The sequence below is a fragment of the Xenorhabdus sp. TS4 genome (assembly GCF_014467265.1).
Classification (GTDB): Bacteria; Pseudomonadota; Gammaproteobacteria; order Enterobacterales; family Enterobacteriaceae; genus Xenorhabdus; species Xenorhabdus ehlersii.
Map to the genome: position 1 here is coordinate 1 of NZ_NKHQ01000081.1, position 19,494 is coordinate 19,494.

Sequence of the window (19,494 nt, forward strand, 5' to 3'; positions counted from 1 at the left end):
TGGCATGATGTTCTCACGGTAACCGTTTTTTGGCGAAAACAATGATACCAGATCATCATGCCGTTCAAATTCCCGTCACAAAACGTCCACAGCCCCTAGAGAAATTGTATGCATTATATATGTACAGTAGTGGACCTTACCAAAAGTTGTTATAGTGCACATAGAGCATGTCCAGAATCAGCTCAGGGTCAGAAGATGAATCAATGCTGTTCTGGCTGGGTGATGACTTACTAGATAACTGGCAGATTTGCCTTGTTAATCAGACCGGAGAAAAAACGTGAGTCTACTACATGTCTTTGATATGGATGGCACCCTGGTTTGATTATTTTAAAATAATGCAAATATCTTAGATATAGCTAAAAACATGAAGTTAAGAGGAATTTGTTATGCCTATATGGGTAGATGCTGATGCATGTCCTAAGGTTATAAAAGAAGTATTATATCGTGCAGCAGAACGTGAAAAAATACGGATTACATTTGTGGCAAATCAACAACTAAGTGTACCTACATCCATTTTTTTACATACGTTACAAGTCCCGGCTGGGTTTGATATGGCTGACAATGAAATTGTTCGTCGTTCAAAAATCGGTGATTTAGTGATTACAGCAGATATTCCTCTTGCTGCTGAAGTGGTCGGAAAAGGTGCAATAGCACTCAATCCGCGCGGTGAACGTTATAGTGAAGCAACAATACGTGAACGCCTAGTTATGCGGGATTTTATGGATACGATGCGAGCAAGTGGAATCCAAACGGGAGGGCCTGCGACGTTAAGCCAGCGTGATCGCCAGCGGTTCGCAAATGAATTAGATAACTGGTTATTGCAACAAAAAAAAGTATCTTGAAATAAAACATCACTATTCTACGAACAACACCATTTCATTATGCGAATTTATTAAATTCCTAACACGTATTCAACAGAACAACCGTAAACAATCACATAGATAATGGAGAATGAAATGCTAATCCTTTCTTTCTCCTCCGCTTTTTTCGTCACACCGTCATGATTTAAGAGGGAACTACACTGGCAAACCATCACAAAAGGATGGATTGCCAAAAGAAAGTATTCCGGGGGGAATCGTTGATGATAAAGCAGGGCACTTACTAGGCTTTAGTTTACGTTTAATTTAACATAATATACATTATGCGAACCTAAGAACACTGAGAAGAATTACGGCAAAAGTTCCACGTCACACTGTTGTTTAGTTCACGTTGTTCGTCACGTTCCTGAACCCCAACGAAGTCCGGTCACCGAGAGTGAAAATTGTCCCGTGCGAGCTGAACATTTCTTTTGTCTGCGACCGTCCAACTTTCGTGTCGCTGACCGCCCGCGAAAAGACGGCTTGGCAGGATGAAGGAAGTGGCCGTGCTCCCCAATGAGTCCCCCCTTTGTATCGGCGGATTGGCAACGGTGTCCCCAGTCACACCGAAGAGTCGCCTTTCATGCCCTGACGGGCATCTAAAAACCCCAACAAGCTCAGGTCATTCGTTACGTGAAAAAAATAACGTAATGACGTGATTACCCCGCCGACGCCTGACGCGTTCGTCAAAGTAAAAGACATAAATCGTCACTCGATCACCAAATGGGTGATATCAAAATTATTAACCAGAGTCACAGGCTGCGCCTGTAACTCTGGCCAATAATTTTTTAATCACGCTCAGATAGCACGTAAAACGCGAGCATGGATCATCACATAGAGCGCGCGCTTCTGGGCATCATCCGATTCAGAACTAAATAACCAACCAATTAACGGAATGCGGGACATAAACGGAACGGAACTGTCTTCATTTGAAGCGCGATCATCAATAATTCCACCTAACAATAACGTCTGACCACTATTTAAATGCACGGTTGTATCAATCTGACGCTGATTAGTAATGATATCACTGGCACCTGTTAACGTACTGATGCTATCCGCCTTAACCTGAATATTCAGGATGACTACATCAGAAGAAGTTACAATCGGCGTAACTTCTAAAGAAACGCCCACATCATGCCGCTCAATGGTCTGAAACGGATTATTTACGCTGGCTGCTTCCCCTGTCACTTTTCCTGTTACAAAAGGCACATTCTGACCCACTGAGATATAGCCCCGCTGACCGGACATAGTCAAGATACGAGGCACGGACAATACAGAAGAAGCACTATCCTTCTGGACAGCCTTAAGAGAAAGCCCCAGTACATTCCCATTAAAAATGCCGAAAGATCCCCCCGCTGCCGATAGAACCGAAGCAAGCCGATCCGTATTCACACCTCCGGCAATCACTCCGGTCTGAGAGCCTGCCGAAAAACCGAAATCAAACGCCTTACCCTCCGTTGTTTCGAACATCAAACCTTCAATCAGCACTTGATCACGAGGTACATCAATCTCCGGTAAAACGGCATATAACTCATCATGGAGCTTTTCAGGCGCAGTCACGGCCACAATATTCGCGCCATCAAACGGCAAGGCTTTCACTCCCGCCACACGAGCAGACTTCAAATAAATATCAATCACCGGCGCCAAGTCTTTCGCCCGAACATGGTTGATTTTGTAAGTCCGTGTAACAAGCTCTACCTCTTCTTTAGACAAAAGATCGGACGATTCAGGGGAATTTCCAGCATCAATACGCTCAGAAACAGGCTGATATTTACCGACAATAGCAGGCTCGCCAGGGAAAAGATCATAGCCATTAGCCCGCAGGACAGAAACAAAGAAATCCGTCCGGTTCTCTGGCGTCACATCAGCAGAATAAACGGTAATGTCCCCCTTAACATCGGATGTGATCACAATCGCCTGCGCTGAGGCTTTTGCATACCACGCCACAAAATCTCGCAATGAAGCATTATTTAACTCAACCTGCTCTGACCACACAAATCCCGAAAAAGTGACAGAAATAAAAAATAATAAATTAACAGCCCACTTTTGCATTTTGCAGTCCTTTAGAAATCACCACATTACACACGTCAAGAAATGAAACGTCATAACCATTTCTTACCAATTCCTGAGAAGTGACTTTATTTCCTTTTGCATCTGAAAAAATTAAGTTCACCTCAAATCCATAACGGGAAGAGGAAATAATTTTAAATTCATTCAATGGGTAATCTCTGTTTTTTTTAACTTCCTTTTTTTCAGAAACTGCAACCGGAGTAACGGGCTTATCCTGATAAAAATAATTAAAAATAAAACTCAACAAAACACCAAATATTAAAATAAAAATACGTGAAAACCGTTTTAAATAAACCTTTGTTAAACGCATATAAAAATCCATATTACGCGGACAAGCATAACGCCCATGAGATAAATAAGGCGTTAAATAAGAATAAACACCCTCATCATAATTATCAGAAAACGCCTGCTTTGTATCATAAGCTGAATACAAATCACGCCCTGTGTACGTCCAGCGCTCAACTGTCATCGACTGGGGCGAATCACCATATTTCACAATCCCGACATGAATTTTGGGCAACGGCATTTTACTGCCTGTCATAAAACTATAAATACTGCCAATAAACGGGATCGTAATCTTATCCAGTCGGCGACAATACACGACATGCTCGGCAAGCGCCAAACGGGCTTGCTTGTCCATAATCGATAAATCCTGAATTAAGAAAATAATATCCCAGCCCAATTTGCGCGCATGCAAAAACCAGTCAACGACCGATTGCCGCTGTTTGTCCGACCACGAACGCGAGTTAAACCACGTCCCGCATTCATCCAGGACCAATAACCCGTTTTTGTTTTCATCATACGAATCATTCCCCCGACCAATACACTCAAGGTCAGCCAAAGCGGGTTTATCAGGAATACGCATTACCCGCGGCGACTTGGCAAACCGCCCAACCCGCGGCAGGTTCCAGACACGCAAATCCAGATTCGTTGCCACCTTACACCCTGCTACTATCTTGTCCTGGATCTTCCCCACAGCAACCAGCGTTTTCCCTGAACCCAATTTCCCTGTCACCACATAAACCGCCATTATGATTTATTCCAGTCCAGATAAGAAATCACCCGGTCTTTGACGTCAAAAATAAAGACCGCCGCTTTTAAAGAAAATATCGCATACAGACAAGGCAACGCATTAGACGGCAAAATAGAGGAAATCGCCCCGCTAATTTCAGGCGGCAAGACCGCAACCAAATCTGATAGATAAGAAACCAGTAAACTATTCAGACCAACAAGCAGCCCCAGAAAAAGACTGATAGCCAGCGCAATACGGGCAATGCCTAAAGTAAAAAACTTCGCTAAATAACCGATTAAAAAAGAAAGTAACCAGCCCAAAAACCGGATTAACGCAGGTATTCCCAGTAAAACAGGCATAATTACCCCCTATTACGCAGCAATGACGTGAACGTTTCGTAAATAGTTACGAATGTCCAGAAATAAAGAATAAAAGCAAAAATACTTTTAAACATATCCAAATATTTACACTCAATGGTAAATTCATATTCTTTGCCCGTACCAAAAACAATGGGCTTACATTCCGTCGCAGATGGTAATGACGGAAAGAAATGCATAAAATTATCAATTAAGGAAGAATTATCCCCGCTACCTATTTGGGACATATAACCTGCTGATTCCTGAAATTCATCGCCAATTTGACCGCCCCCATTAATTAATCCCGATACACTGTTAATATGATTATTAAATACATCCATCAAAGAAGAATATGATGATTCAAATTCCGAGGTCATATCCGACTTAATGCGTGATTCGTCATACTCTTCTGTCATAGCATTTTTATTCGCATTTGACATGCGATCATAATCAAAATCGCCCATGCCATCCCCCTGACCACTATGACCGGACGCACTATTACCGTTATTACCCGATGATTTATTTTCGTTGTGACCGGAAGTGTTATTTCCGCTGTGACCAAACGAATGATTGCCATTATTCCCAGAACCCTCCCTTCCTTTCAAGGCCTGCATATTCGCCCTCACTTGCAGGGTATAAGTATTCGAAGATTCATTCGAGGACTGTTTGATCAGCCGAGACTCATCACAACGTGTTGTAGCGGTATTCTCATCATAAATACACACATTACTCGGATCGTAATTCGTATGATGCACCTTTATTTCATATTCATAATCAATAAAATTAGGTTCTGAAGGGAAAATTTTCTTTTCATTCAACCGATAAGAAATTTTTTGCTCATACGTATTTAACCGAACATGATGACCGTAATCATCAGTACGATCAAACCACAAACCAATCGGCATATAACTCGATTTAATATCACTGAGTATACCGGCCAGCGCAACAACATCCGCATTATCTCCCAGAATATATCCATTCCCCCCTCCCGCTTTAGTATAAATCGCATGTTTATCATCAATACTCTCCGCAAACTCCGTCCCAGCAGGCAAAATAACCGCAGACGGATCGGGAACCGTCACAAATTTTCCCCTCTCCAACGGCATTAACTCCGCGTTCCCACCTGACACACCAGAACCCCCCCCAGAATTCCCCCCCTTACTCTTCGCCCCTGATTCATCAACCCCAACCCCGGAGCCATCTTCCTCAACGGCGCCAACGGGGGTCCAATCCCCATACCAAGATCCATCAGCAGTGCCTATGGATATCCCCGAAAGCGCATAAAGACAACCCTGAAAATTAGCGTAACGTGTATTGCCTTCCTTCCAGACATTAGTCATATTGCCCTTAAAGACAGCCTTAGATTTACATTGTGCCTGAGTCAAATTAGAGGAATAAGAAAAAAAAGGGACGATCAAGAGAGACAAAAAAATAAGCCGCATATAAACCTCTGGATCAAAAAAAGGGGCCTAAGCCCCTTAACAAGAAAAGGAATATTAAGAAGCCTTGTTAACAAACTTCTTAAACAATTTAATGCCGACCGTTGACCCCACAATTAAAACAGCCAATCCCCAAGCATAAGTCGTAAATTCTGTTGCCTGACTCGTTAATTGGTCAAAAGCCACTTTAGCCTGAGAAGCCGCCCCGCCATCAGCGGCAAACGCCCCGACAGATGCAGCTAATGCGAAAACCGCTACAGCAGACTTAACAATAAAATTTTTCACGTTGAAACCTCAGCTAACCTTTTAAAATACAAAACAGAACGGGAAATACACCATCCCAAAATAAAAGCACCAAAGAAATAAGAAATAATCATCTCTGGCCTCCGGCAATAACGCCAAGTGCAAAACAAATAACAAGCCCGGCATTAAATACCAAATTATAAATTTCGGTTAAATTACATTCCTGAATAATATTTCACTCACCATATAATCAAGTAATATTGAAATTTCCATTAATCAAATTGTTATAATCTATTCCACTAAATCTAAAAACATCTCAACGTTATACCCCACTGAGGGTTGCCCTGTTTGTTTGTCATGATATTTAAATGAACGCTCAAAACCTGAAATCCGACAAACTAATTCCGTCACTTCTGAATCAATACTGGCTAATTTTCGGCGTGACCGCACTTTAACCACAGGCGGCTTTGAGTAAGGGTCTGGTGCTGGCAATATAATTGTTGTAAAAACATAACCATCATTCGATGAGTTAATGCGGATCACTTTTCCGCTGATGACAGTATGAAATAATGGTAATTCAGACATAATTAATAATCCTATCTATTAAGCATTCGCTGCTAATTTAAAATCGTATACGTTACCCTGACGTTCGAAGACACTCACGGGTTCGACGTACCAGTCAGGGCGCTGCTGCGCAAAATCAATATTAATAACTTTATAAAACGGAATGACGTTCGTTTTATCGCCTGTCAGGTTTTGCAATTGTGATTTACTGATACCAACATCAGTTAATAAAGCCAAAGAACGCCAAAATGTTGTTCTGCTCATAGAGTTCAAAACATTAGAATAACCTTCATTCACTAACCGCCGGTAAAAACCAAATACGCGCTGTGCTTTCGAATATGATGTATTCCCTTTCGGGGTAATGGTAAAATACGTTGATTTCAATAAATCAAAAATATGTTCATCATCATAAATATTCATTTCCACACCCCGCAGCGCCATCAATAAATCATGAAAACTTTTCATCCATAAATCATAAATTAGGCTCTTGCCATCCGTTTCGTACTGTTCCTGATATAAACACAAATCCGAAAATTTAACGGGAATGTCATTGTCCCGCAAAAACCGCTTTTTTAACCGCCCTTCCAGCCGTAATAAATTATTTGAAAATTCAATTAATCGCTTATCGTTTAAAACAGTCATCTGATACTGTAATGATGCATCCTTTGGATTCTTACGCAACTTTCGCTGAATTTCTTCCGTACGTTTTGCCACCTCAGATTCTTTATGATAAATACACAGCTCACGGTGTTTTGACCCCCGGTTAAAATACACTGTCGATTCATGATCATTCGCTTTAGTCGCTTTTGTCTGACCATGACTGATATTTTTCAGGTAAGAAATAACCTGCTTACAAATGGTTTCAGACGGCAATCTCGCAGAGCAAGTGGTATGAATTTCTGACACTTCAGTATTATCAACATCCAACAAATCATACAGTTCAGGCTGTGATGCTGCCAGATTAGCCAGTAGTTCAACACCACATAACGCAATATCTACCGAGCCAAAAACATTATGTCCCTGCAATAATTTCGCCGGAGATGCTTTCAGGTTAACGCGCGGAAAAATTAAATGTGTCCCCTGATAAACCTTCATTCCCAAACTGGCAAAATGCGTTGGTAACGATTCAAAAGGATGGCTCAGTCCCTGAACGGACAAATCCCCTTTTATCTCAAACTCAACATCCCGTGCCGAAAGCCGCAACCCCGACAATTTCGCGATCTGTACCAAATCGATAGAGCCGCCCCCGTGTTCAATATCACGAGAAGTCTTGACTACATACTCGTCTTTGAAAGGAATCTGTAACTCAAGAAGATCTATCATAACAATCACTCTATGAACACCAATAGTGACTATATATAATCAACAAACCTTAGATAGTCAACAAAGTATTCATAAATGCGCTATTATTCCGTGAAACAGTTCACAGGTGAGAATTACCATGTCTATAGGTGAGAATATAAGAACAAGAAGGGAAGCACTGGGCATGACAAGGGAAGAATTAGCCGAAAAAACAGAAATATCATTTTCTCAGCTATCAAAAATAGAGAGAAATGAACAAAAAAACCCGACTATTCAATCAATTATATCAATAAGTACAGCATTGAATTGCTCTGTAGATGAACTCATCTACAACCAAAACTCAAGCGATACCAATTACTTAATCAACGTAATAAAAAAACTACCCGAAAAAGATCAAGAAACCATCAAGAAGATAACTAAAGGTATGAATCTGATAAACCAAGCAGAAAACATGCTTACAGAGAAAGATGCAAAAAGAAGTTAAGCTTTCGGTCAAAAAATCACTAGCACCGTTTCAAATTGAAACAAGAGTACATAATTAAAGAGTCATGTACTCTTTAATGTGCAAAATTTGTGCAACAATTGGCAAAAAAACAGAAGAGCTAAAAACCGAAAAAAACTGGCAGGTAATTTGGCGAATCGGACGGTTGCCGACCTTTGATAAAGAGGTTCGCATAATCGCGTTATGTGTAAATTGGTGGCGGCGGGTTGTGATTATCGCCGCTCACCAATTCAACATAACGGCATATCACATTATGCGAACCTAAGAACACTGAGAAGAATTACGGCAAAAGTTCCACGTCACACTGTTGTTTAGTTCACGTTGTTCGTCACGTTCCTGAACCCCAACGAAGTCCGGTCACCGAGAGTGAAAATTGTCCCGTGCGAGCTGAACATTTCTTTTGTCTGCGACCGTCCAACTTTCGTGTCGCTGACCGCCCGCGAAAAGACGGCTTGGCAGGATGAAGGAAGTGGCCGTGCTCCCCAATGAGTCCCCCCTTTGTATCGGCGGATTGGCAACGGTGTCCCCAGTCACACCGAAGAGTCGCCTTTCATGCCCTGACGGGCATCTAAAAACCCCAACAAGCTCAGGTCATTCGTTACGTGAAAAAAATAACGTAATGACGTGATTACCCCGCCGACGCCTGACGCGTTCGTCAAAGTAAAAGACATAAATCGTCACTCGATCACCAAATGGGTGATATCAAAATTATTAACCAGAGTCACAGGCTGCGCCTGTAACTCTGGCCAATAATTTTTTAATCACGCTCAGATAGCACGTAAAACGCGAGCATGGATCATCACATAGAGCGCGCGCTTCTGGGCATCATCCGATTCAGAACTAAATAACCAACCAATTAACGGAATGCGGGACATAAACGGAACGGAACTGTCTTCATTTGAAGCGCGATCATCAATAATTCCACCTAACAATAACGTCTGACCACTATTTAAATGCACGGTTGTATCAATCTGACGCTGATTAGTAATGATATCACTGGCACCTGTTAACGTACTGATGCTATCCGCCTTAACCTGAATATTCAGGATGACTACATCAGAAGAAGTTACAATCGGCGTAACTTCTAAAGAAACGCCCACATCATGCCGCTCAATGGTCTGAAACGGATTATTTACGCTGGCTGCTTCCCCTGTCACTTTTCCTGTTACAAAAGGCACATTCTGACCCACTGAGATATAGCCCCGCTGACCGGACATAGTCAAGATACGAGGCACGGACAATACAGAAGAAGCACTATCCTTCTGGACAGCCTTAAGAGAAAGCCCCAGTACATTCCCATTAAAAATGCCGAAAGATCCCCCCGCTGCCGATAGAACCGAAGCAAGCCGATCCGTATTCACACCTCCGGCAATCACTCCGGTCTGAGAGCCTGCCGAAAAACCGAAATCAAACGCCTTACCCTCCGTTGTTTCGAACATCAAACCTTCAATCAGCACTTGATCACGAGGTACATCAATCTCCGGTAAAACGGCATATAACTCATCATGGAGCTTTTCAGGCGCAGTCACGGCCACAATATTCGCGCCATCAAACGGCAAGGCTTTCACTCCCGCCACACGAGCAGACTTCAAATAAATATCAATCACCGGCGCCAAGTCTTTCGCCCGAACATGGTTGATTTTGTAAGTCCGTGTAACAAGCTCTACCTCTTCTTTAGACAAAAGATCGGACGATTCAGGGGAATTTCCAGCATCAATACGCTCAGAAACAGGCTGATATTTACCGACAATAGCAGGCTCGCCAGGGAAAAGATCATAGCCATTAGCCCGCAGGACAGAAACAAAGAAATCCGTCCGGTTCTCTGGCGTCACATCAGCAGAATAAACGGTAATGTCCCCCTTAACATCGGATGTGATCACAATCGCCTGCGCTGAGGCTTTTGCATACCACGCCACAAAATCTCGCAATGAAGCATTATTTAACTCAACCTGCTCTGACCACACAAATCCCGAAAAAGTGACAGAAATAAAAAATAATAAATTAACAGCCCACTTTTGCATTTTGCAGTCCTTTAGAAATCACCACATTACACACGTCAAGAAATGAAACGTCATAACCATTTCTTACCAATTCCTGAGAAGTGACTTTATTTCCTTTTGCATCTGAAAAAATTAAGTTCACCTCAAATCCATAACGGGAAGAGGAAATAATTTTAAATTCATTCAATGGGTAATCTCTGTTTTTTTTAACTTCCTTTTTTTCAGAAACTGCAACCGGAGTAACGGGCTTATCCTGATAAAAATAATTAAAAATAAAACTCAACAAAACACCAAATATTAAAATAAAAATACGTGAAAACCGTTTTAAATAAACCTTTGTTAAACGCATATAAAAATCCATATTACGCGGACAAGCATAACGCCCATGAGATAAATAAGGCGTTAAATAAGAATAAACACCCTCATCATAATTATCAGAAAACGCCTGCTTTGTATCATAAGCTGAATACAAATCACGCCCTGTGTACGTCCAGCGCTCAACTGTCATCGACTGGGGCGAATCACCATATTTCACAATCCCGACATGAATTTTGGGCAACGGCATTTTACTGCCTGTCATAAAACTATAAATACTGCCAATAAACGGGATCGTAATCTTATCCAGTCGGCGACAATACACGACATGCTCGGCAAGCGCCAAACGGGCTTGCTTGTCCATAATCGATAAATCCTGAATTAAGAAAATAATATCCCAGCCCAATTTGCGCGCATGCAAAAACCAGTCAACGACCGATTGCCGCTGTTTGTCCGACCACGAACGCGAGTTAAACCACGTCCCGCATTCATCCAGGACCAATAACCCGTTTTTGTTTTCATCATACGAATCATTCCCCCGACCAATACACTCAAGGTCAGCCAAAGCGGGTTTATCAGGAATACGCATTACCCGCGGCGACTTGGCAAACCGCCCAACCCGCGGCAGGTTCCAGACACGCAAATCCAGATTCGTTGCCACCTTACACCCTGCTACTATCTTGTCCTGGATCTTCCCCACAGCAACCAGCGTTTTCCCTGAACCCAATTTCCCTGTCACCACATAAACCGCCATTATGATTTATTCCAGTCCAGATAAGAAATCACCCGGTCTTTGACGTCAAAAATAAAGACCGCCGCTTTTAAAGAAAATATCGCATACAGACAAGGCAACGCATTAGACGGCAAAATAGAGGAAATCGCCCCGCTAATTTCAGGCGGCAAGACCGCAACCAAATCTGATAGATAAGAAACCAGTAAACTATTCAGACCAACAAGCAGCCCCAGAAAAAGACTGATAGCCAGCGCAATACGGGCAATGCCTAAAGTAAAAAACTTCGCTAAATAACCGATTAAAAAAGAAAGTAACCAGCCCAAAAACCGGATTAACGCAGGTATTCCCAGTAAAACAGGCATAATTACCCCCTATTACGCAGCAATGACGTGAACGTTTCGTAAATAGTTACGAATGTCCAGAAATAAAGAATAAAAGCAAAAATACTTTTAAACATATCCAAATATTTACACTCAATGGTAAATTCATATTCTTTGCCCGTACCAAAAACAATGGGCTTACATTCCGTCGCAGATGGTAATGACGGAAAGAAATGCATAAAATTATCAATTAAGGAAGAATTATCCCCGCTACCTATTTGGGACATATAACCTGCTGATTCCTGAAATTCATCGCCAATTTGACCGCCCCCATTAATTAATCCCGATACACTGTTAATATGATTATTAAATACATCCATCAAAGAAGAATATGATGATTCAAATTCCGAGGTCATATCCGACTTAATGCGTGATTCGTCATACTCTTCTGTCATAGCATTTTTATTCGCATTTGACATGCGATCATAATCAAAATCGCCCATGCCATCCCCCTGACCACTATGACCGGACGCACTATTACCGTTATTACCCGATGATTTATTTTCGTTGTGACCGGAAGTGTTATTTCCGCTGTGACCAAACGAATGATTGCCATTATTCCCAGAACCCTCCCTTCCTTTCAAGGCCTGCATATTCGCCCTCACTTGCAGGGTATAAGTATTCGAAGATTCATTCGAGGACTGTTTGATCAGCCGAGACTCATCACAACGTGTTGTAGCGGTATTCTCATCATAAATACACACATTACTCGGATCGTAATTCGTATGATGCACCTTTATTTCATATTCATAATCAATAAAATTAGGTTCTGAAGGGAAAATTTTCTTTTCATTCAACCGATAAGAAATTTTTTGCTCATACGTATTTAACCGAACATGATGACCGTAATCATCAGTACGATCAAACCACAAACCAATCGGCATATAACTCGATTTAATATCACTGAGTATACCGGCCAGCGCAACAACATCCGCATTATCTCCCAGAATATATCCATTCCCCCCTCCCGCTTTAGTATAAATCGCATGTTTATCATCAATACTCTCCGCAAACTCCGTCCCAGCAGGCAAAATAACCGCAGACGGATCGGGAACCGTCACAAATTTTCCCCTCTCCAACGGCATTAACTCCGCGTTCCCACCTGACACACCAGAACCCCCCCCAGAATTCCCCCCCTTACTCTTCGCCCCTGATTCATCAACCCCAACCCCGGAGCCATCTTCCTCAACGGCGCCAACGGGGGTCCAATCCCCATACCAAGATCCATCAGCAGTGCCTATGGATATCCCCGAAAGCGCATAAAGACAACCCTGAAAATTAGCGTAACGTGTATTGCCTTCCTTCCAGACATTAGTCATATTGCCCTTAAAGACAGCCTTAGATTTACATTGTGCCTGAGTCAAATTAGAGGAATAAGAAAAAAAAGGGACGATCAAGAGAGACAAAAAAATAAGCCGCATATAAACCTCTGGATCAAAAAAAGGGGCCTAAGCCCCTTAACAAGAAAAGGAATATTAAGAAGCCTTGTTAACAAACTTCTTAAACAATTTAATGCCGACCGTTGACCCCACAATTAAAACAGCCAATCCCCAAGCATAAGTCGTAAATTCTGTTGCCTGACTCGTTAATTGGTCAAAAGCCACTTTAGCCTGAGAAGCCGCCCCGCCATCAGCGGCAAACGCCCCGACAGATGCAGCTAATGCGAAAACCGCTACAGCAGACTTAACAATAAAATTTTTCACGTTGAAACCTCAGCTAACCTTTTAAAATACAAAACAGAACGGGAAATACACCATCCCAAAATAAAAGCACCAAAGAAATAAGAAATAATCATCTCTGGCCTCCGGCAATAACGCCAAGTGCAAAACAAATAACAAGCCCGGCATTAAATACCAAATTATAAATTTCGGTTAAATTACATTCCTGAATAATATTTCACTCACCATATAATCAAGTAATATTGAAATTTCCATTAATCAAATTGTTATAATCTATTCCACTAAATCTAAAAACATCTCAACGTTATACCCCACTGAGGGTTGCCCTGTTTGTTTGTCATGATATTTAAATGAACGCTCAAAACCTGAAATCCGACAAACTAATTCCGTCACTTCTGAATCAATACTGGCTAATTTTCGGCGTGACCGCACTTTAACCACAGGCGGCTTTGAGTAAGGGTCTGGTGCTGGCAATATAATTGTTGTAAAAACATAACCATCATTCGATGAGTTAATGCGGATCACTTTTCCGCTGATGACAGTATGAAATAATGGTAATTCAGACATAATTAATAATCCTATCTATTAAGCATTCGCTGCTAATTTAAAATCGTATACGTTACCCTGACGTTCGAAGACACTCACGGGTTCGACGTACCAGTCAGGGCGCTGCTGCGCAAAATCAATATTAATAACTTTATAAAACGGAATGACGTTCGTTTTATCGCCTGTCAGGTTTTGCAATTGTGATTTACTGATACCAACATCAGTTAATAAAGCCAAAGAACGCCAAAATGTTGTTCTGCTCATAGAGTTCAAAACATTAGAATAACCTTCATTCACTAACCGCCGGTAAAAACCAAATACGCGCTGTGCTTTCGAATATGATGTATTCCCTTTCGGGGTAATGGTAAAATACGTTGATTTCAATAAATCAAAAATATGTTCATCATCATAAATATTCATTTCCACACCCCGCAGCGCCATCAATAAATCATGAAAACTTTTCATCCATAAATCATAAATTAGGCTCTTGCCATCCGTTTCGTACTGTTCCTGATATAAACACAAATCCGAAAATTTAACGGGAATGTCATTGTCCCGCAAAAACCGCTTTTTTAACCGCCCTTCCAGCCGTAATAAATTATTTGAAAATTCAATTAATCGCTTATCGTTTAAAACAGTCATCTGATACTGTAATGATGCATCCTTTGGATTCTTACGCAACTTTCGCTGAATTTCTTCCGTACGTTTTGCCACCTCAGATTCTTTATGATAAATACACAGCTCACGGTGTTTTGACCCCCGGTTAAAATACACTGTCGATTCATGATCATTCGCTTTAGTCGCTTTTGTCTGACCATGACTGATATTTTTCAGGTAAGAAATAACCTGCTTACAAATGGTTTCAGACGGCAATCTCGCAGAGCAAGTGGTATGAATTTCTGACACTTCAGTATTATCAACATCCAACAAATCATACAGTTCAGGCTGTGATGCTGCCAGATTAGCCAGTAGTTCAACACCACATAACGCAATATCTACCGAGCCAAAAACATTATGTCCCTGCAATAATTTCGCCGGAGATGCTTTCAGGTTAACGCGCGGAAAAATTAAATGTGTCCCCTGATAAACCTTCATTCCCAAACTGGCAAAATGCGTTGGTAACGATTCAAAAGGATGGCTCAGTCCCTGAACGGACAAATCCCCTTTTATCTCAAACTCAACATCCCGTGCCGAAAGCCGCAACCCCGACAATTTCGCGATCTGTACCAAATCGATAGAGCCGCCCCCGTGTTCAATATCACGAGAAGTCTTGACTACATACTCGTCTTTGAAAGGAATCTGTAACTCAAGAAGATCTATCATAACAATCACTCTATGAACACCAATAGTGACTATATATAATCAACAAACCTTAGATAGTCAACAAAGTATTCATAAATGCGCTATTATTCCGTGAAACAGTTCACAGGTGAGAATTACCATGTCTATAGGTGAGAATATAAGAACAAGAAGGGAAGCACTGGGCATGACAAGGGAAGAATTAGCCGAAAAAACAGAAATATCATTTTCTCAGCTATCAAAAATAGAGAGAAATGAACAAAAAAACCCGACTATTCAATCAATTATATCAATAAGTACAGCATTGAATTGCTCTGTAGATGAACTCATCTACAACCAAAACTCAAGCGATACCAATTACTTAATCAACGTAATAAAAAAACTACCCGAAAAAGATCAAGAAACCATCAAGAAGATAACTAAAGGTATGAATCTGATAAACCAAGCAGAAAACATGCTTACAGAGAAAGATGCAAAAAGAAGTTAAGCTTTCGGTCAAAAAATCACTAGCACCGTTTCAAATTGAAACAAGAGTACATAATTAAAGAGTCATGTACTCTTTAATGTGCAAAATTTGTGCAACAATTGGCAAAAAAACAGAAGAGCTAAAAACCGAAAAAAACTGGCAGGTAATTTGGCGAATCGGACGGTTGCCGACCTTTGATAAAGAGGTTCGCATAATCGCGTTATGTGTAAATTGGTGGCGGCGGGTTGTGATTATCGCCGCTCACCAATTCAACATAACGGCATATCACATTATGCGAATCATTGATACTTTTAAAAAATACTGAGATTTTATGGCGATGCTGAAGCTCCTCTCTTGTAACCAAGAGAGGAATAATTTAATCGGCGTGGGAGCGATTGTATAGAGCACATAGCATGTGATAGTTGCCTCTCTGCTAATGGAAACCAACCACTCAGAACGAAACCATATCTGCCGGATTAAGCGTGCTTATTACTCCCAGAGCGCCTTTAATCAATGGGATAGCCACCGGAGAGAGATAGGAGCCTAACGGAATCCTCGTGTGATCAATGCAGGTAAGCATAGCAAAGTCGTGATTGCGTCCGATGAGATCGTCGCTGATGGCTTTGCCAATGCGTACCGTCTGCGCCACTCCATGTCCGCTCCAACCATGCACCATATACACAGGGATGCTGTCACCGCTTTTGCGGGCATCGGTGGCACCGTTCAGTGTCAAATCGCTGATCCCACCCCAGGAGTATTCCAGTTCAGGTTTTTCCAGATGCGGGAATACGGTTCTGATACGATCAAGCAAGTAGTTGTTCACATCACGCGGTGACCAGGAGTTGCCAGTGCCCTGTCCACCGAATAGCAGACGGTTGTCACGCACCGCGCGATAATAGTCTATCTGTAACTGTGTATCGTAGACCGGAAGATCTGACGGAATCAGCTCTTTGATATCCACCGGCAACGGCGAGGTTACTGCTACATAGGTGAAAAAAGGCACTGTAGTAGAAGGGCCGGAAATAAACTCATCGGTGGAGCCATGTACCCCCAGTACCACAGCTTTACTCGCTCTGATAACTCCCCGCTCAGTTTCTATGACCGTGCTGCTGGCATCCTGTCTAATGCCTTTCACTTTTGTACTGTCATAGACTCGTCCACCCAATCTGACAAAGCCATAAACTAAGCCTCGCAGCAGCGCCAGAGGCTGAACCTGTCCGCCGATGCTGTCGATATTGGCACCATGATAGATACTCGAACACACATACTCTTCCTGTAATTCGTGTGGCCCAATAACCTTCACTGCCCTATCTCCCAGTTGGCGCCGGGCATCAACATTAGCAACCAATGGCCCCATATGACCTGGATGTATTGCTGCAGTAATATGACCATATTTGCGGTCACATTCAAAGCCGTAACGCTCGCGGAGCTCATCTACAAGAGCCATCGCTTCAATCGATGCAAAACGCCATAAACGTTTGGCCTCATCAGGTGAAAATTTTTCCAGTATGGTTTCAGCTTCCCAACGGGCAATTCCGGGGGTCATCTGTCCCCCATTACGGCCAGAGGCTCCCGAACCAATGTTATCCTTTTCAACCAGAATCACATCCACGCCAGCTTCAGCAAGATGCAGTGCAGTGGAAGCTCCCAGCAACCCGCCGCCAATAACTACTACCTCACAGCTTTGGTCTCTGGAAAAGCTTCCAAAAGCTGGCCAATCGACCAAGGAGGCCTCATAGTAGTTGGCGGGCATGGCGTTGGTAGTCATGTCTCTATGCCAGTTCCAGATGCGCGGATCCAAGCCCAACCGGCTGGTTCTGTACTGTGCATCCTGCAACAGAATCGGCTGGAATGGGTTAATATTGATGGCCTGAGCGAGCAGAGATGTAGTGGGAAATATGGATGAAAGTACTCCCGCTCCTGTGAAGGTTGCGGCAGTAGAGATAAAATCTCTTCTGTTCATTGCCATTTCAGCACTCCTTTATGATCGGAAATTATCCGTTAGCCTGGCCTGGGGTATTTTTCCTGTGAGTGAATCCGATTATTTATTGCTGCCCGCCCGTCCTTTCCGAGCGGCGAGAATCAGTAAAATAATAGTGCCGACAAACGGGATAAGATGTAACAGTAGCCACCAGGCGCTACAATTGATATCGTGCAGGCGGCGGGCATTTACCGCCAATGCTGGCAAAAATGTGATCAGTAAATAGATAGCACTAAACCACCCCATATAAATTTCGGGGTTGGCAACAGCAAACAACCTTTCCAGGAAAGAAATGATGAGAACAACAAGGATCTGAAACAGAAAGAAATACCAGAACTCCTTACGCTGAGCCCGCCCCCTGAAATAGGTATAATTCTTTAATACATTTAAATACCAGTGCATTGTTCCCCTCTCTTATGAACCAGCTCAGGTTCCTCCCTGCCGCTACGTGCATATTACTTTCCCTCTTTATAATTCAAATCGAGCAACACAGATTTCAGGATATTGAGCGCCTCGTCAAAAACATCATCCTGTATGGTCAGCGGTGGAAGGAAACGAATTACGTTGCCATGTACACCACACGTCAACAGAATCAAGCCATGCTCTAACGCTTTTTGGCGCACCGCGTTGGTAAAATCGGCATCAGGTTCCTGACTATCCGCACGATTAAATTCCACCGCAATCATTAGCCCAAGTCCACGCACATCAGCGATCTGTGGGACATGCGGTCGCAGTTTATACAGATCTTGTTTTAGCCGCTCTCCCAGCTGCGTTGCACGCTCAGCCAGCTTTTCTTCTTCGATCACATCCAGCACCGCATGGCCAGCTGCAATCGCCACTGGGTTACCTCCATAGGTTCCCCCCAACCCCCCTGGCACTACAGCGTCCATCAACTCTGATCGCCCCGTTACAGCCGCCAGCGGAAATCCCCCCGCCAGACCTTTTGCCATTGTGGTCAGATCGGCCGCAACCTCATGATGTTCCATAGCAAACAGTTTTCCTGTACGCGCGAAACCAGTCTGAATTTCATCGGCAATGAGTACAATACCGTAGCGATCGGCAATTTCGCGTAGGGATTTGAGTAGTTCGGGAGGCGCAGGATAAAATCCACCTTCGCCTTGTACTGGCTCGATAATAATGGCAGCAACGCGCGTGGGTTCAATATCGGTTTTGAAGAGATTCTCCAGCGCGTTCAGTGTCTGTTCTACACTGATACCGTGTAGCCCTACCGGAAACGGGACACGGTAAACATCGCTAACCAGCGGGCCAAACCCCATTTTGTACGGTGCCACTTTGCCGGTTAATGACATACCGAGGAAGGTACGACCATGAAAAGCGCCGCTGAAAGCCACTATGCCATTACGTCCGGTAGCGGCACGCGCGATCTTCACGGCATTTTCTACTGCCTCAGCCCCGGTGGTAACAAAAACGGTCTTTTTAACAAAATTACCCGGCACCAGACGGTTCAGTCGTTCGGCTAGCGTTACATAATTTTCGTAAGGCACTACTTGATGACAGGTGTGGGTAAACTGTTCCAACTGCTCTCTGGCTGCGGCAATGACGCGCGGATGACGATGGCCAGTATTTACTACGGCGATACCGGCTGCAAAATCAATATAGCGTTGTCCTTGGGAATCCCAGATTTCAGCATTTTCCGCACGTTCAACATAGATTTGTGTGGTCACGCCTACGCCTTTTGCGATAGCCGCTTTACGCCTTTTAGTTAACATAGATTCAGTCATAAGGAAAA

22 protein-coding genes are annotated in these 19,494 nt (G+C 42.8%); 3 read left to right on the plus strand and 19 right to left on the minus strand.

The window, feature by feature from the left end; translation table 11 throughout:
• Positions 1–386: 386 nt before the first annotated feature.
• A complete protein-coding gene (locus tag Xets_RS17285; RefSeq protein ID WP_187652206.1) occupies positions 387–842 on the plus strand; it encodes a YaiI/YqxD family protein in 456 nt (151 codons plus the stop codon).
• An 813-nt stretch (positions 843–1,655) separates the two neighbouring features.
• On the opposite strand, the gene Xets_RS17290 is transcribed toward Xets_RS17285, so the two are convergent.
• From Xets_RS17290 to Xets_RS17325, 8 genes are all read right to left on the minus strand, one after another.
• Positions 1,656–2,909 carry a general secretion pathway protein GspD gene (locus tag Xets_RS17290; protein WP_187652207.1) on the minus strand — a complete coding sequence of 418 codons (1,254 nt, stop codon included), beginning with the start codon at positions 2,907–2,909 and terminating at the stop codon, positions 1,656–1,658.
• Positions 2,890–3,957 (minus strand): zonular occludens toxin domain-containing protein, encoded by a 1,068-nt coding sequence (locus Xets_RS17295; protein WP_187652208.1) that lies wholly within the window; start codon positions 3,955–3,957, stop codon positions 2,890–2,892. The genes Xets_RS17290 and Xets_RS17295 overlap by 20 nt, the downstream gene beginning before the upstream one ends.
• Entirely contained in the window at positions 3,957–4,298 is a 342-nt protein-coding gene (locus tag Xets_RS17300; RefSeq protein ID WP_187652209.1) for a minor coat protein, read from the minus strand. Before Xets_RS17300 ends, Xets_RS17295 begins: the two co-directional genes overlap by 1 nt.
• A 2-nt stretch (positions 4,299–4,300) precedes the next feature.
• Positions 4,301–5,737, minus strand: a complete 1,437-nt coding sequence (locus Xets_RS17305) for a hypothetical protein (RefSeq protein WP_187652210.1) — start codon at positions 5,735–5,737, stop codon at positions 4,301–4,303.
• Between the two features lie 54 nt (positions 5,738–5,791).
• Positions 5,792–6,019, minus strand: a complete 228-nt coding sequence (locus Xets_RS17310) for a major coat protein (protein ID WP_187652211.1) — start codon at positions 6,017–6,019, stop codon at positions 5,792–5,794.
• Positions 6,020–6,107: 88 nt separating this feature from the next.
• Positions 6,108–6,209 (minus strand): tail virion protein G7P-2, encoded by a 102-nt coding sequence (locus tag Xets_RS28750; protein ID WP_370588257.1) that lies wholly within the window; start codon positions 6,207–6,209, stop codon positions 6,108–6,110.
• Positions 6,210–6,268: 59 nt separating this feature from the next.
• Positions 6,269–6,562, minus strand: coding sequence for a DNA-binding protein G5P (locus tag Xets_RS17320; protein WP_187652212.1), 294 nt, complete (start codon positions 6,560–6,562; stop codon positions 6,269–6,271).
• Between the two features lie 18 nt (positions 6,563–6,580).
• The gene (locus Xets_RS17325) at positions 6,581–7,864 is read right to left on the minus strand and encodes a phage/plasmid replication protein, II/X family (protein WP_187652213.1); all 1,284 of its coding nucleotides are present in this window, start codon (positions 7,862–7,864) and stop codon (positions 6,581–6,583) included.
• 118 nt (positions 7,865–7,982) lie between these two features.
• Between Xets_RS17325 and Xets_RS17330 the strand changes: the two genes are divergently transcribed.
• Positions 7,983–8,327 carry a helix-turn-helix domain-containing protein gene (locus Xets_RS17330; protein WP_187652214.1) on the plus strand — a complete coding sequence of 115 codons (345 nt, stop codon included), beginning with the start codon at positions 7,983–7,985 and terminating at the stop codon, positions 8,325–8,327.
• Positions 8,328–9,112: 785 nt separating this feature from the next.
• Here Xets_RS17330 and Xets_RS17335 read toward each other — a convergent pair.
• The 8 genes from Xets_RS17335 to Xets_RS17370 all read right to left on the minus strand — a co-directional run bounded on the left by Xets_RS17335 (position 9,113) and on the right by Xets_RS17370 (position 15,321).
• Entirely contained in the window at positions 9,113–10,366 is a 1,254-nt protein-coding gene (locus Xets_RS17335; RefSeq protein WP_187652207.1) for a general secretion pathway protein GspD, read from the minus strand.
• Positions 10,347–11,414, minus strand: a complete 1,068-nt coding sequence (locus Xets_RS17340; RefSeq protein WP_187652208.1) for a zonular occludens toxin domain-containing protein — start codon at positions 11,412–11,414, stop codon at positions 10,347–10,349. Before Xets_RS17340 ends, Xets_RS17335 begins: the two co-directional genes overlap by 20 nt.
• Entirely contained in the window at positions 11,414–11,755 is a 342-nt protein-coding gene (locus tag Xets_RS17345) for a minor coat protein (protein ID WP_187652209.1), read from the minus strand. Before Xets_RS17345 ends, Xets_RS17340 begins: the two co-directional genes overlap by 1 nt.
• 2 nt (positions 11,756–11,757) lie before the next feature.
• Positions 11,758–13,194, minus strand: a complete 1,437-nt coding sequence (locus Xets_RS17350) for a hypothetical protein (RefSeq protein WP_187652210.1) — start codon at positions 13,192–13,194, stop codon at positions 11,758–11,760.
• A 54-nt stretch (positions 13,195–13,248) separates the two neighbouring features.
• A complete protein-coding gene (locus Xets_RS17355) occupies positions 13,249–13,476 on the minus strand; it encodes a major coat protein (RefSeq protein WP_187652211.1) in 228 nt (75 codons plus the stop codon).
• 88 nt (positions 13,477–13,564) lie between these two features.
• Positions 13,565–13,666 carry a tail virion protein G7P-2 gene (locus tag Xets_RS28755; protein ID WP_370588257.1) on the minus strand — a complete coding sequence of 34 codons (102 nt, stop codon included), beginning with the start codon at positions 13,664–13,666 and terminating at the stop codon, positions 13,565–13,567.
• A 59-nt stretch (positions 13,667–13,725) separates the two neighbouring features.
• A complete protein-coding gene (locus Xets_RS17365; RefSeq protein ID WP_187652212.1) occupies positions 13,726–14,019 on the minus strand; it encodes a DNA-binding protein G5P in 294 nt (97 codons plus the stop codon).
• A gap of 18 nt (positions 14,020–14,037) precedes the next feature.
• Positions 14,038–15,321 carry a phage/plasmid replication protein, II/X family gene (locus Xets_RS17370; protein WP_187652213.1) on the minus strand — a complete coding sequence of 428 codons (1,284 nt, stop codon included), beginning with the start codon at positions 15,319–15,321 and terminating at the stop codon, positions 14,038–14,040.
• A 118-nt stretch (positions 15,322–15,439) separates the two neighbouring features.
• On the opposite strand from Xets_RS17370, the gene Xets_RS17375 reads away from it, so the two are divergent.
• The gene (locus Xets_RS17375; RefSeq protein ID WP_187652214.1) at positions 15,440–15,784 is read left to right on the plus strand and encodes a helix-turn-helix domain-containing protein; all 345 of its coding nucleotides are present in this window, start codon (positions 15,440–15,442) and stop codon (positions 15,782–15,784) included.
• A 430-nt stretch (positions 15,785–16,214) separates the two neighbouring features.
• Here Xets_RS17375 and Xets_RS17380 read toward each other — a convergent pair whose 3' ends face one another.
• From Xets_RS17380 to Xets_RS17390, 3 genes are all read right to left on the minus strand, one after another.
• The gene (locus Xets_RS17380; protein WP_187652215.1) at positions 16,215–17,732 is read right to left on the minus strand and encodes an FAD-binding oxidoreductase; all 1,518 of its coding nucleotides are present in this window, start codon (positions 17,730–17,732) and stop codon (positions 16,215–16,217) included.
• Between the two features lie 72 nt (positions 17,733–17,804).
• Positions 17,805–18,146: a DUF805 domain-containing protein gene (locus Xets_RS17385; RefSeq protein ID WP_099132434.1), complete on the minus strand. Its 342-nt coding sequence runs from the start codon at positions 18,144–18,146 to the stop codon at positions 17,805–17,807.
• 53 nt (positions 18,147–18,199) lie between these two features.
• Positions 18,200–19,486 carry a 4-aminobutyrate--2-oxoglutarate transaminase gene (locus Xets_RS17390; RefSeq protein ID WP_187652216.1) on the minus strand — a complete coding sequence of 429 codons (1,287 nt, stop codon included), beginning with the start codon at positions 19,484–19,486 and terminating at the stop codon, positions 18,200–18,202.
• Between the last annotated feature and the right edge of the window lie 8 nt (positions 19,487–19,494).

Coding starts and splice junctions, on each gene's coding strand:
- Xets_RS17345 (WP_187652209.1), bottom strand. CDS start 11,755: ATGCCTGTTTTACTGGGAATACCTGCGTTAATCCGGTTTTTGGGCTGG.
- Xets_RS17335 (WP_187652207.1), bottom strand. CDS start 10,366: ATGCAAAAGTGGGCTGTTAATTTATTATTTTTTATTTCTGTCACTTTT.
- Xets_RS17380 (WP_187652215.1), bottom strand. CDS start 17,732: ATGGCAATGAACAGAAGAGATTTTATCTCTACTGCCGCAACCTTCACA.
- Xets_RS17290 (WP_187652207.1), bottom strand. CDS start 2,909: ATGCAAAAGTGGGCTGTTAATTTATTATTTTTTATTTCTGTCACTTTT.
- Xets_RS17385 (WP_099132434.1), bottom strand. CDS start 18,146: ATGCACTGGTATTTAAATGTATTAAAGAATTATACCTATTTCAGGGGG.
- Xets_RS17285 (WP_187652206.1), top strand. CDS start 387: ATGCCTATATGGGTAGATGCTGATGCATGTCCTAAGGTTATAAAAGAA.
- Xets_RS17350 (WP_187652210.1), bottom strand. CDS start 13,194: ATGCGGCTTATTTTTTTGTCTCTCTTGATCGTCCCTTTTTTTTCTTAT.
- Xets_RS17370 (WP_187652213.1), bottom strand. CDS start 15,321: ATGATAGATCTTCTTGAGTTACAGATTCCTTTCAAAGACGAGTATGTA.
- Xets_RS17390 (WP_187652216.1), bottom strand. CDS start 19,486: ATGACTGAATCTATGTTAACTAAAAGGCGTAAAGCGGCTATCGCAAAA.
- Xets_RS17320 (WP_187652212.1), bottom strand. CDS start 6,562: ATGTCTGAATTACCATTATTTCATACTGTCATCAGCGGAAAAGTGATC.
- Xets_RS17305 (WP_187652210.1), bottom strand. CDS start 5,737: ATGCGGCTTATTTTTTTGTCTCTCTTGATCGTCCCTTTTTTTTCTTAT.
- Xets_RS17330 (WP_187652214.1), top strand. CDS start 7,983: ATGTCTATAGGTGAGAATATAAGAACAAGAAGGGAAGCACTGGGCATG.
- Xets_RS17295 (WP_187652208.1), bottom strand. CDS start 3,957: ATGGCGGTTTATGTGGTGACAGGGAAATTGGGTTCAGGGAAAACGCTG.
- Xets_RS17325 (WP_187652213.1), bottom strand. CDS start 7,864: ATGATAGATCTTCTTGAGTTACAGATTCCTTTCAAAGACGAGTATGTA.
- Xets_RS17375 (WP_187652214.1), top strand. CDS start 15,440: ATGTCTATAGGTGAGAATATAAGAACAAGAAGGGAAGCACTGGGCATG.
- Xets_RS17340 (WP_187652208.1), bottom strand. CDS start 11,414: ATGGCGGTTTATGTGGTGACAGGGAAATTGGGTTCAGGGAAAACGCTG.
- Xets_RS17300 (WP_187652209.1), bottom strand. CDS start 4,298: ATGCCTGTTTTACTGGGAATACCTGCGTTAATCCGGTTTTTGGGCTGG.
- Xets_RS17365 (WP_187652212.1), bottom strand. CDS start 14,019: ATGTCTGAATTACCATTATTTCATACTGTCATCAGCGGAAAAGTGATC.